This window comes from Bacteroides sp. D20, from assembly GCF_003436255.1.
Taxonomy (GTDB): Bacteria; Bacteroidota; Bacteroidia; order Bacteroidales; family Bacteroidaceae; genus Bacteroides; species Bacteroides uniformis.
Window position 1 is genome coordinate 286562 of sequence record NZ_QSOO01000001.1, and the last position, 11961, is coordinate 298522.

Sequence of the window (11961 nt, forward strand, 5' to 3'; positions counted from 1 at the left end):
TTAGTGGTTCTCTTCTTTTCTGTTTACTCCACCGAAGTATTTCTCTATTTTCACTTTACGCTGCAATTGCATCATGCCGTAGTAGAATGCTTCCGGACGCGGAGGACAACCGGGAATGTAGACATCCACCGGCAGAATCTTGTCCACACCGTTCACCACGTGATAGGATTTCTTGAACGGGCCTCCGCTGACGGCACAGCCGCCTACGGCTACTACATATTTCGGATCGGCCATCTGGTCGTAAAGACGTTTCAGAACGGGAGCCATCTTGTTGGTTATTGTTCCGCAAACCATAATCATGTCTGCCTGGCGCGGACTGGCACGGGCTACCTCGAACCCGAAGCGCGCCATATCGTAGCGGGCTGCGCCGAGGGCCATGAATTCGATACCGCAACAGCTGGTTGCAAACGTAAGAGGCCACAGTGAGTTGCTGCGTCCCCAGTTGACGAAGTCGTCCAGTACGCCAAGGGCGACATTGGCGCCTCCGGCATTAAGTTCCCGAACCAGTTTCTCCAACGTTTCGTTGTCTGTAAACTCCTCATAAGGGATAGATTTAATTTTCGGCTTCTTTGTTACTTCCATTCCAAAGCTCCTTTCCTCCAGGCATAAGCAAGGCCCAGAATCAATATAATCAGGAAAAATAAAACACTGAAAAGTCCTGCCACGCCAAGTTCGCGGGTGATGACTGCCCAAGGGAACAGAAATACCGTTTCCACTTCGAACATCAGGAACAAGATGGCAAACAGATAGTAACCTACCCGGAATTGCATCCACGATTTACCGCGGGTAGGGATACCACACTCGTACGGCTCCATCTTCTGTGCATTGTACGAACGGGGTGCTATCGCATTGGAGAGCGCGATGACGATACCCACGAAAGCGATTGCCGTCAATAAGACGACCACTAACAAAGTAAAGTTCATAAACCTGATAAGATTTTAGATATATAATAATAGATACATCGCACCGGAGGACAAAACCTCTGAATTGTTGTCCGGCGAGTCAGGGGCAAGCGTCTGCGCTTGCAGGCCTTCTAAATGATAATCTTTCTTAGCCCGAACACGTAATAGTTCGCGTCGGGTACGGGATGCGGAGACAGATTCAACAAACGGTCGCATTCCGGTGCATAGGCATGCTGCTGCATCTTGTAGATGTACATGCGCAGGAGTACGTTTTTGTTGGTTGGTACTTGCGTATGGTCTACATGTTCTATGCAGAGGGAGTTTGGTGAAAACAAGTCGTAGAACTTCTGGACTGCTTGTTGGGTGGTAGGAGCTTGTGACAGCGTGCAGCATTCTGCTTGTCGGGTGGCAGGAACGCACAAAATGTCTACAGCTCCGGTTGCACTGTCGTGCAATAGGGCTGCAAAGATTATGATTAAACAGTATTTAATGCATTGCTTCATACCACAATTCTCTCTTTCAAGGGCGCAAAGATATAATAAGTATTGTTCAATTTGCTATCCCCGCATAACAAAAAATGATTATTTTTACACTTTTTATCCTAAATCAATTCCGTTTCCAGAAATCCGGTGTGAAAAGCAGCAGTACGGTAAATAACTCAAGACGACCCAGAAGCATTAAAAAGGATAACAGCCATTTAGCTGCATCGGGCAGGGCATTCCACGAATAGGCAGGTCCGGTTTCACCCAATCCGGGTCCCATATTACCGATACTGGAAATGACGCAGCCCATTGATTCTTCAGCCCCGACACCCATAGCCATCATGAGCAGTGTGCCGATGACTATAATGGCGATATAAATAAAACAAAAAGCCAGTACGGTGGAGACAATGGAGGGAGAGATTACCTGCTTGTTTATCCGTACCGGAAGTATGGCATTGGGGTGTAGGATGTGTTTGAACTCGTTTCGTGAGACTTTGGTAAGAATTACCATACGTATACACTTCAAGCCTCCGGTGGTACTGCCTGCACACGCCCCCATCAGCATGATGATGGTAAGCAGCCCCCACAGGACGGGTGTCCATTGCATGTAGTCATCTGTCGCAAAACCGGTGGATGTATGGAGGGAAATTACTTGGAACAAGGATTTGCGGAAGGATTCTTCCATCCCCATGGGACTGGTATAGTAAAGTACGATGGCTATGACGGCAGTGAAGAGCACAACTGAACCGAAATAGAATTTCAGCTCGGCATTGCTGATGAACTTCTTGAATTTCCGGTTGACGAACAATAATAGCAAGGTGAAGTTGATGCCGGAGATAAACATGAAAATGGAGATGACATATTCTATATAAGGAGAATTGTAGTAGGCAACGCTGGCCTGCTTGGTGGAGAAGCCACCGGTACCGGTAGTGGCAAATGCATGGCAGATACTGTCGAACCAGTCCATACCTCCAAGCATCAGCAGGCCGACAAGCAGAGCGGTTATGCCGGCATAGATACTCCAAATCCATTTGGCGGTGATACCGATACGGGGATGAACCTTGTCATGTGTAGGGCCGCTTGCCTCGGCGGCGAACACCTGCAGGCCACTGACTCCGAAGATGGGAAGCACTGCAATGGTGAACATGATGATTCCCAAGCCGCCAATCCACTGTGTCATACTGCGCCAGAACAGTATTCCATGAGGAAGTGACTCGATGTCGTCCAAGATGGTGGCACCCGTACTGCTGAAACCGGACATGGTTTCGAAGAATGCATTGGCAATGTCGGGTATGTATCTGCCTATATAGAAAGGCAGCATTCCGAAAAGAGAGAATGCCACCCAGGCAAAGCTGACCAGTACATATCCGTCACGGCGCGTCAGTTGCCGTTCACCTCCCTTGCCGAGAGCCGCCAGCAATAAGCCTACCCCTGCTGTGATGCCTCCTGCTTTCCAGAAGTCGAGCATATCGCTTTCTCTGTAGTAGAAGGACACGCCCGAACAGACCAGAAACATGACTGTTTCCAGCAATAGCAGAATACCGATAATCCGTATGATTGTCTTGAAGTTAATCATTTACCAACTACTCATTCTCAATTAGTTAAAGTATTTTTCGATTTTCTTAATCATCATGTTCAGGCAGAATACCACTACATGGTCACCCGGCTGTATCAGGGTGTTACCCATAACCACAACGCCTTCCCCCTGGCGGATAAGTCCGCCGATGGTGGCTCCTTTCGGGAGGCCGAGGTCTTTTACCGGATGTTTGGTAATCTTCGAGCCGGCCTTAACGGTAAATTCTGCTACATCGGCATTGGCAAAGGTCAGGCATTTCACGTTGCTGACGTCCGCATCCAGCATCATCTGGTAGATGTGGCTGGCAGCAATCATCTTTTTGTTGATGACGGTGCCGATGTCAAGGCTTTCGGCCATGCCTATGTAGTCGATGTTCTCCACTTCCGCTACGGTTTTGCTGACTCCCATGCGTTTGGCGGCAAGGCAGGCCAGGATATTAGTCTCCGAGTTGCCGGTCAAGGCAACGAAGGCTTCCGTATTTTTCAGTCCCTCTTCCACAAGCAGGTCCATATCCCGTCCGTCGCCATTGATAATCATGGTACGGTCGTCAAGCAGCTCGGTCAGGCGGTTGCAGCGGTTCAGGTCGTTGTCCACGATTTTCACCTGCATGTAGTCCGGGACATATTGGGCGGTTCGTACGGCAATCCGGCTTCCACCCATAATCATCACGTTGCGCACATCGGCATAATCTTCCTTGCCGGCTATTTTGCGGATGTAGGGGACGTATTTTCGTGTGGTGGTAAAGTATACGATGTCATGTAGCTTGATGGTATCGTCACCACGGGGAATCAGTGTCTCGCTTCCCCGTTTGATGGCTACCACGTGATAGGGCAGCTCCGGTCCACCCAGTTCGTGGAGGGGGATGTTCAGTATCTCGGCTTTTTCGCGCATCTTGGTACCTATCAGTATCAAGGCTCCTCCGCAGAATTCCCACCATTGGCGTACCCAGCTCATGCGGATGGAGGACACGATTTCTTTGGCGGCAAGCATTTCCGGATAGATGAGTGAATCGACACCCAGCTTCTGGAAAAATTCCTTGTTTTTGGGCAGCAGGTATTCGTAGTTGTCAATACGGGCTACGGTCTTTTGTGCTCCCAGATTGTTTGCCAGCATGCATGCGGTCATGTTCCGGCTTTCATCGGGGGTGACGGCTATGAACAAGTCTGCCTCTCCCACTCCCACTTCTTTCAAGCCTTTTATGGAGGTAGGGGAGGCCGTAGCCGTCATCAAGTCAAAGTTGGAGTTCAGTGTGCTCAACTTGTCTTCGTTGTCGTCCATCAGAATGATGTCCTGCTTCTCGCGGGACAGCAATTTGGCCAAGTGTGTGCCTACTGCGCCGGCACCTGCAATAATTATTTTCACTTTCTTTATGGAAATGAAGAATGAGGAATGAAGAATGAAGAATTTGCCATGCGGCGTGCTTGCATCGCGTAGCTGAATTCTTCATTCCTCATTCCTCATTCTTAATTAATAATGTATAAATTCCTTCTTCGTCCATTTCGCAAAGATGATACAACTCTTGTATGGTGCCGTGTTCTATGAAGGCATCGGGTACACCGATACGCCTGATATGGGGAATATAGTCATTGTCTGCCATGAACTCCAGTACGGCACTGCCCATTCCTCCTTTTTTGACACCGTCTTCTATAGTGACAACATGCTGGAAGTTGAGTCCTACCTCGTGCAGCAGCGCTTCGTCGAGCGGCTTGAGAAAACGCAGGTCGTAGTGGGCTATGGAGATTCCTTTGTCCTTCTCCGCACGCTCTATGGCACGTGCGGCTACGTTGCCTATGGGACCGAGGCTGATGACTGCCAGGTCTTTGCCTTCTTTCAGTTTACGCCCTTTGCCTACGGGGATTTCTTCCAGCGGACATTTCCAATCCAGCAATACGCCGCGTCCGCGGGGATAGCGGATGACGAACGGACCTTGGTCCGGTAACTGTGCCGTGTACATCAGACGGCGCAATTCATGTTCGTCCATCGGTGAAGATATGGTCAGGTTGGGAATCGGACGGAAATAGGCCAGGTCGAAAACTCCGTGGTGTGTCGGTCCGTCTTCTCCTACCAGTCCGGCGCGGTCCAGGCAAAGTACGACGGGGAGGCGGAGCAGGGCGATGTCATGGATGACATTATCGTATGCCCGCTGCATGAAGGAGGAGTAGATGTTGCAGAAAGGTTGCATTCCTTCTTTAGCCATACCGCCCGAGAAAGTGGCTGCATGCCCTTCGGCAATACCCACATCGAAGGCACGGTCGGGCATGGTGTCCATCAGCTTGTTCATGGAGCAGCCGGTGGGCATGGCGGGGGTTACTCCGACGATTTTCGGATTTTCCTTTGCCAGTTCTACCAGCGTTTCCCCAAACACGTCCTGGAAAAGCGGAGGCAAATTGCTGGTGTCCACCTTGAGGCGTTCTCCGGTTTCCGGATCGAACTTGCCCGGTGCATGCCAGATATCGGGATTCTTCTCGGCAGGTTCGAATCCTTTTCCTTTTACAGTGTGCAGATGCAGTATTTTCGGTCCCTGCATATCTTTAATGTCCCGTAGGACACGGGCTATGTTTTTCACATCGTGTCCGTTGATAGGGCCGAAGTAGCGGATGTTCATCCCTTCAAAGATATTCTGCTGCTGGGCGGCCATTGATTTCAGACTGTTGGCGAAGCGAATCAGCGCTTTGCGGCGGTCCTCGTTCAAAAGTCCCATTTTGAACAGCAGTCTGGATGTCTTGAAGCGCAGCTGGTTATAGCGGTTGCTGGTAGTCAAGTTGAAAAGGTACTGCTTCATGCCGCCTACACTTCTGTCTATCGACATATCATTGTCGTTGAGAATGATAAGAAGGTTGTTAGGGGTAGACGAAGCGTTGTTCAGTCCTTCGAAAGCCAGGCCGCCGCTCATGCTTCCATCACCGATGACGGCGACCACATGGCGGTCCTTCTCGCCTTTTTCGGCAGCGGCAACAGCCATGCCAAGGGCGGCGGAGATTGAATTTGACGCATGTCCGCAGGTGAATGTGTCATAATCGCTTTCCTCTGGTGAGGGAAAAGGACGAACTCCCTTGAATTTACGGTTGGTGGAGAATGCTTCACGGCGTCCGGTCAGTATCTTGTGCCCGTACGCCTGATGGCCTACATCCCAGACTATGCGGTCGTACGGAGTATTGAATACATAGTGCAAGGCAACGGTCAGCTCTACCGTGCCCAGGCTGGCAGCGAAATGTCCGGGGTTACACGAAACCTCCTTTATAATGTCTTGCCTCAATTCTTCACAGACTTCAGGAAGCTCTTCTACGCTGAGTCGGCGTAAATCCTCGGGAAATGTAATGGTGTTAAGCAAGTTATATGTTGTTGGTTCTGTTCTCATTTCTAATCTGAAGATTACAAAATGCAAAAATAGCAAAAGAAAACGGATGACGGGAAGTTTTAGAAGGAAAAAAAGCCTCTTTTGTTCACTTCGGTTTTTACTTTCTCTTTGCATACGCCACATTTCTCGTTCAGCCTGCCTATGGTTAAGGGAAAAGATACCTGATGGTAAATCGTTCCTCCATGGAGAAAATATTGTTCCATCCTAGGGGAAAAATCGTTCCACCATGGTGGAACGATTTTTTCTCCATATAGGAATGATTTAATTTTGGTAGGCAAAGATATTAATCCTTTCAAAGATTGACTTGTACTCTCGTATGTGTGCATCTATGATAAGATATGCTTTAAATTTAATGTTTGTTGAAAAATGTAACTTAATAAATTATTTATTGCAACTTTTTTGAGATTTTGGTTGTTATCTGATATAGTATTATGTATATTTGCGAAGTAGAATATGTCCTATTTATCAATATGTTATACAATTTTGAGTTGTATATAATGATATTCTTAATTGTAATATGTGTCGGCATGGGGCGTAATCACGAATTGTTAAATGAATAAACAATGAATGATATGAAGAAAAAGCTCAACTTTGGAATTTTGGCTATTATGGGCGTAGTGGTATTTTCCGCTTGCGGTTCTGATAGCGATTTGTTCGACCCGGAAAAGGCGGCGGCTAAGAAAGAGGCACAGTATGCATCGGCTTTCGTGCAGAAGTATGGAGAAATTGCAGTTGATCAGGATTGGGGATTTGGGGCAACACCGACAACGCGTGTTGCTAACACTAATAGCAATCAATGGAAAGATTTTACGGAAGTACCCGAGGGTATTACGGCTACAGAAAAAGAAGTGGTTACGGAATGGTTTAAAACACATCAGAATCCACAATCCATTGGTGTGGATTGGACCGACTTTTTTGTTCAACATGTAAGTGGCTCACACTCTAATATGGATTTTTTGGTTGCAGCATCAGATGACCATGTCAATAATTTTAATGCTACTGAGGGGGCTATAATGCTAATGCAGAATAGTGGAACGTCTTCTTTTGGCTATAGGGTTTCTTTGGATGGTAAAATGCACTATAATTATACTATACAATATATTGGGGGTGCTTATTATGTGGGATTTGACTTTGAAGCTACCGGACAGAACCCAAATCAACAAGTGGCTGCAGATGGGTATTATAGTGATTGGATTGTGAAAATCTCTCCGGCCGTATATACGAATGCGTACAGAATCATAGCAGAAGACCTTGGAGACAGTGATGATTTTGACTTCAACGATGTCGTGTTTGATGTAGCGACCAATGGGGGAGCAACTATCATTACCCTGCAGGCTGCGGGTGGTACTTTGCCTTTGTATATTGAGGTAGGCGGTGATAGCCGTGAAGTTCATGAACTCTTTGGTGTTTCTAATACTACAATGGTAAATACGGATGCTGGGGCAACTAAGGCTCCGGTGATGTACAGAGTTAACGGTACCGGTGCCGTAAATATCAAAGTGGAAGGCCAAAATGCTGAAGTATATACACTGAAAGCAGAGATTGGCAAAGCTCCGCAGAAGATACGTGTAGAGACAAGATATGAATGGACTACTGAGCGTCAGGCTATTAATGATAAATATCCAGGTTTTGCAGATTGGGTGGCTGATCCTACGGCTAATTGGTATTAATAGAATATATAGTATTTTTATTTAAGGCAGATGATATAATGAGAGGTTATATCACCTGCCTTTTTTATATTGAAATTTACTATCTTTGTGGCGTAGCAAGCAGTTGGTACATCATTTTTTCAGAGAAAGTGAATGGTTTATTTATTTCGAACTTATGAATCTTTATACGCCTGTAGAAGTAGTTTCCAGTATGCCCCTTCTTTCGCAAGAGAATAATCTGTTGCTGATGGGTTCTTGTTTTGCGTCCGAGATGGGGCAAAGGCTGGCGGATGCCAAGTTCCGTTGTGACGTCAATCCTTATGGTGTGCTTTATAATCCGTTTTCCATTTCTGCGGCATTGCGTGAAATCATTGCGGGCAGATGCTACAATGAAAACGATATTTTCCTCTTTCATGAACTTTGGCACAGTGCCATGCATCATGGTAGCTTTTCCTCAGTCTCTGCAGAGGAAACATTGGCAGGCATTAACGGGCGTTTGAAAAGCGCCCATGAAAGGCTGGACCGGTTGGATTGTCTGCTGCTGACTTTCGGCTCTGCCTGGGTTTATGAAAATAAAAAGACGGGAACTGTAGTTGCCAACTGTCATAAGCAACCTGAGTCCTGCTTTACCCGCCGTATGCTTTCTGTCAGTGAAATAGTATCTGACTACACCTCTTTGCTTTCCGGCTTGCTGGCGCGGATTCCCCGGTTGAAAGTGTTGTTCACCGTCAGCCCCATCCGCCACGTGCGTGACGGAATGCATGCCAACCAGCTCAGTAAAGCTACCTTGCTGCTTGCTGTGAACCAGTTGCAAGCCACTTTCCCAGAACATGTTTTCTATTTTCCGGCTTATGAGTTGCTGCTCGACGAGCTTCGTGACTATCGCTTCTATGCAGAAGACATGGTGCATCCTTCCGAAACGGCCATTCGCTATGTCTGGGAACGGTTTACCCAGTCGTGCATCTCTGCCGATGCGTTACGGATTATGGAAGAAAGTGAAAATATCCGTAAGATGTTGTTGCATAAGCCATTTTATCCCGCTTCAGAAGAGTATAAGCGTTTTTTAGGACAAATTGTGTTAAAAATAGACCAACTTAACGGAAAATACCCGTACTTAGATTTCCAAAAAGAGAGAGAAATATGTCGTATTCGATTGAAAGCATAACCGAAAGTATTGGCGCACGGCGTATGGGAAACGCGCCGGCTACCATAGACTGGCTGCTCACTGACAGCCGTTCCCTGAATTTTCCTGAGGAAACATTATTCTTTGCCTTGACCACCAAGAGGAATGACGGTGCGCGCTATATTGCAGATTTATATGCCCGTGGAGTACGTAATTTTGTGCTTAGCGAAGAAAGCTTTAGATTAATGGACAATGGACAATTGACAATTGACAATGCTATGCAGCGTGATGATGCGCAGTCAATTGTCAATTATCTCATTGTTCCCAACCCGCTGAAAGCCTTGCAAAAACTGGCGGAACAGCATCGGAACCGGTTCCAGATACCGGTCATCGGTATTACGGGAAGCAACGGTAAGACTGTTGTGAAGGAATGGCTGCACCAGTTGCTCAGTCCGGAACGTGCCATTATCCGTTCTCCCCGCAGTTATAACTCCCAGATTGGAGTGCCTTTGTCTGTGTGGCAGATGAACGAACAGTCCGAACTTGCTATTTTTGAAGCCGGTATTTCCGAGCCGGGGGAAATGCGTGCTTTGCAGAACATCATCAAGCCTACCATAGGTATCCTGACCAATATAGGAGGGGCTCACCAGGAAAATTTCTTCTCGTTGCAGGAGAAATGCATGGAGAAGCTGACGCTTTTCAAGAATTGTGATGTAGTGATTTATAATGGTGACGATGAGTTCGTCAGCAACTGTGTGGCGAAGTCCATGCTGTCTGCACGTGAGATTGCGTGGAGCCGGAAAGATATGGAACGTCCTCTATATATAAGTAAGGTGGAGAAACGGGATGACTGTACTGTCATTTCCTATCGCTATCTGGATATGGATAATACGTTTACTCTACCGTTCATAGATGATGCTTCCATCGAGAATTCGCTGAACTGCCTGGCCGCATGCCTCTATCTGATGCTTCCTGCCGAACAGATTACAGAACGTATGGCAAGGCTAGAACCCATCGCCATGCGGCTGGAAGTCAAGGAGGGAAAAAACAACTGTCTGTTGATTAACGACAGTTATAATTCTGACCTTGGCTCATTGGATATTGCACTCGATTTTCTTTACCGCCGTTCGCAAAGTAAGGGATTGAGGCGGACTTTGGTTCTTTCGGATATATTGGAGACCGGTCAGAACACGCCGACACTTTACCGACAAGTGGCACAGCTGGTAAACAGCCGTGGCATTGAACGCATCATAGGTGTAGGAAATGAAATATCTTCCTGCGCTGCACGCTTTAATATAGAGAAGACCTTTTATCCGGATACAGCGGCCTTGATACGTGCCATTCAGCGTGGGGAACTTCGCCTTGGAAACGAAATAATTCTGATTAAGGGTGCACGTAAGTTCGGTTTTGACTCCTTGACGGAAGTATTGGAGAAGAAGGTGCACGAAACCATTCTGGAGGTTAATCTTGGAGCGATGATTGCCAATCTGAACTATTATCGTGGCAAGCTGAAGCCGGAAACAAAGATGGTCTGCATGGTGAAAGCCTCCGCTTACGGTGCAGGTTCTTACGAGATAGCCAAGACTTTGCAGGAACATCATGTCGATTATCTTGCCGTGGCGGTTGCCGACGAAGGCTCCGAACTCCGCAAAGCGGGCATCACTGCGAATATCATTATCATGAATCCTGAGATGACTGCTTTCAAGACCATGTTCGATTACAAGCTGGAGCCCGAAGTATATAGCTTCCATCTGCTGGACGCTTTGATTAAAGAAGCGGAAAAGGAAGGTATCACAAACTTCCCCATCCACATAAAGCTGGATACCGGTATGCACCGCCTGGGGTTTGCTCCGGAGGATATGCCCCGGCTGATAGAACGGCTGAAGGGACAGAATGCCGTGATTGCCCGTTCCGTCTTCTCGCATTTGGTAGGGAGCGATTCGCAACAATTCGACAGTTTTACACGCCGGCAGATAGAAATGTTCGAGAAAGCGTCCATGGAATTGCAGGAGGCTTTTCCGCATAAGATACTTCGCCATATCTGCAATTCCGCAGGTATCGAGCGTTTCCCGGGGGCGCAATTCGATATGGTGCGCCTGGGTATCGGCCTCTATGGTGTCAATCCCATAGACAATTCCATTATGAATAATGTGAGCACGTTGAAGACTACCATCCTCCAGATACGTGATGTTCCCGAAGAGGATACGGTGGGGTATAGCCGGAAAGGGCATCTCACCCGTCCGTCGCGTATAGCGGCTCTTCCCATCGGTTACGCCGACGGCCTGAACCGCCATCTTGGAAATGGACATGCCTATTGTCTTGTAAACGGCCAACGGGCAGCCTATGTAGGGAATATCTGCATGGATGTCTGTATGATTGACGTGACGGACATTGATTGCAAGGAGGGTGACAGTGTGGAAATTTTTGGTGACCATCTGCCTATAACCGTTCTTTCCGATGTACTCGAAACTATTCCTTATGAGGTGTTGACAAGCGTTTCTACGCGGGTAAAACGTATTTATTATCAAGACTGAAGATAGGGGGCAGGGATTAGGGATTAGGGATTGCGATAAAATTAATCCTTAATCCTTAATCCCTAATCCTTAATTTTCCTATCTTTGCACTATAATTAATCAGATATAACTATGACAAACTTACTTTTATTAGGCTTTCTGCCCAGCGGTTCCGAATGGATAATTATTGCATTGGTCATCTTACTGTTGTTTGGTGGTAAGAAAATTCCCGAATTGATGCGTGGTTTGGGCAAAGGAGTGAAGAGCTTCAAGGATGGCGTGAATGAAGCCAAAGAAGAGATAAACAAGGCTCAGGAAGATTTGGATAAACCGGCTGAAAAGAAATAAAGGAACAAGG

At 47.2% G+C, this 11961-nt stretch carries 10 protein-coding genes; 4 read left to right on the forward strand and 6 right to left on the reverse strand.

Annotated features, from left to right (window positions below):
• From DXD78_RS01180 to dxs, 6 genes are all read right to left on the reverse strand, one after another.
• Positions 1 to 582 (reverse strand): NADH-quinone oxidoreductase subunit B, encoded by a 582-nt coding sequence (locus DXD78_RS01180; RefSeq protein WP_005823959.1) that lies wholly within the window; start codon positions 580 to 582, stop codon positions 1 to 3.
• Positions 573 to 923, reverse strand: a complete 351-nt coding sequence (locus DXD78_RS01185; protein WP_005823956.1) for an NADH-quinone oxidoreductase subunit A — start codon at positions 921 to 923, stop codon at positions 573 to 575. The genes DXD78_RS01180 and DXD78_RS01185 overlap by 10 nt, the downstream gene beginning before the upstream one ends.
• A gap of 110 nt (positions 924 to 1033) precedes the next feature.
• The gene (locus tag DXD78_RS01190) at positions 1034 to 1405 is read right to left on the reverse strand and encodes a hypothetical protein (RefSeq protein WP_016274120.1); all 372 of its coding nucleotides are present in this window, start codon (positions 1403 to 1405) and stop codon (positions 1034 to 1036) included.
• A gap of 103 nt (positions 1406 to 1508) precedes the next feature.
• Positions 1509 to 2960, reverse strand: a complete 1452-nt coding sequence (locus tag DXD78_RS01195; RefSeq protein ID WP_117652462.1) for a TrkH family potassium uptake protein — start codon at positions 2958 to 2960, stop codon at positions 1509 to 1511.
• A gap of 21 nt (positions 2961 to 2981) precedes the next feature.
• Positions 2982 to 4322, reverse strand: coding sequence for a Trk system potassium transporter TrkA (trkA, locus tag DXD78_RS01200; RefSeq protein ID WP_009037154.1), 1341 nt, complete (start codon positions 4320 to 4322; stop codon positions 2982 to 2984).
• 88 nt (positions 4323 to 4410) lie between these two features.
• Positions 4411 to 6318, reverse strand: a complete 1908-nt coding sequence (dxs, locus tag DXD78_RS01205; protein WP_034528851.1) for a 1-deoxy-D-xylulose-5-phosphate synthase — start codon at positions 6316 to 6318, stop codon at positions 4411 to 4413.
• A gap of 572 nt (positions 6319 to 6890) precedes the next feature.
• Here dxs and DXD78_RS01210 point away from each other — a divergent pair.
• From DXD78_RS01210 to DXD78_RS01225, 4 genes are all read left to right on the forward strand, one after another.
• Complete coding sequence (locus DXD78_RS01210) at positions 6891 to 7988, forward strand: hypothetical protein (protein ID WP_034529005.1); 1098 nt, start codon at positions 6891 to 6893, stop codon at positions 7986 to 7988.
• Between the two features lie 154 nt (positions 7989 to 8142).
• Positions 8143 to 9132: a GSCFA domain-containing protein gene (locus DXD78_RS01215; protein WP_044468470.1), complete on the forward strand. Its 990-nt coding sequence runs from the start codon at positions 8143 to 8145 to the stop codon at positions 9130 to 9132.
• Positions 9108 to 11624, forward strand: coding sequence for a bifunctional UDP-N-acetylmuramoyl-tripeptide:D-alanyl-D-alanine ligase/alanine racemase (locus DXD78_RS01220; protein WP_117652463.1), 2517 nt, complete (start codon positions 9108 to 9110; stop codon positions 11622 to 11624). Before DXD78_RS01215 ends, DXD78_RS01220 begins: the two co-directional genes overlap by 25 nt.
• 111 nt (positions 11625 to 11735) lie before the next feature.
• Complete coding sequence (locus DXD78_RS01225; RefSeq protein ID WP_005823939.1) at positions 11736 to 11951, forward strand: twin-arginine translocase TatA/TatE family subunit; 216 nt, start codon at positions 11736 to 11738, stop codon at positions 11949 to 11951.
• Positions 11952 to 11961: the final 10 nt, after the last annotated feature.

What these genes read in the sequence shown, in the direction of transcription:
- DXD78_RS01180 (WP_005823959.1), bottom strand. Translation starts at nt 582, where the DNA reads ATGGAAGTAACAAAGAAGCCGAAAATTAAATCTATCCCTTATGAGGAG.
- DXD78_RS01215 (WP_044468470.1), top strand. Translation starts at nt 8,143, where the DNA reads ATGAATCTTTATACGCCTGTAGAAGTAGTTTCCAGTATGCCCCTTCTT.
- DXD78_RS01195 (WP_117652462.1), bottom strand. Translation starts at nt 2,960, where the DNA reads ATGATTAACTTCAAGACAATCATACGGATTATCGGTATTCTGCTATTG.
- DXD78_RS01190 (WP_016274120.1), bottom strand. Translation starts at nt 1,405, where the DNA reads ATGAAGCAATGCATTAAATACTGTTTAATCATAATCTTTGCAGCCCTA.
- DXD78_RS01210 (WP_034529005.1), top strand. Translation starts at nt 6,891, where the DNA reads ATGAAGAAAAAGCTCAACTTTGGAATTTTGGCTATTATGGGCGTAGTG.
- dxs (WP_034528851.1), bottom strand. Translation starts at nt 6,318, where the DNA reads ATGAGAACAGAACCAACAACATATAACTTGCTTAACACCATTACATTT.
- DXD78_RS01225 (WP_005823939.1), top strand. Translation starts at nt 11,736, where the DNA reads ATGACAAACTTACTTTTATTAGGCTTTCTGCCCAGCGGTTCCGAATGG.
- DXD78_RS01185 (WP_005823956.1), bottom strand. Translation starts at nt 923, where the DNA reads ATGAACTTTACTTTGTTAGTGGTCGTCTTATTGACGGCAATCGCTTTC.
- DXD78_RS01220 (WP_117652463.1), top strand. Translation starts at nt 9,108, where the DNA reads ATGTCGTATTCGATTGAAAGCATAACCGAAAGTATTGGCGCACGGCGT.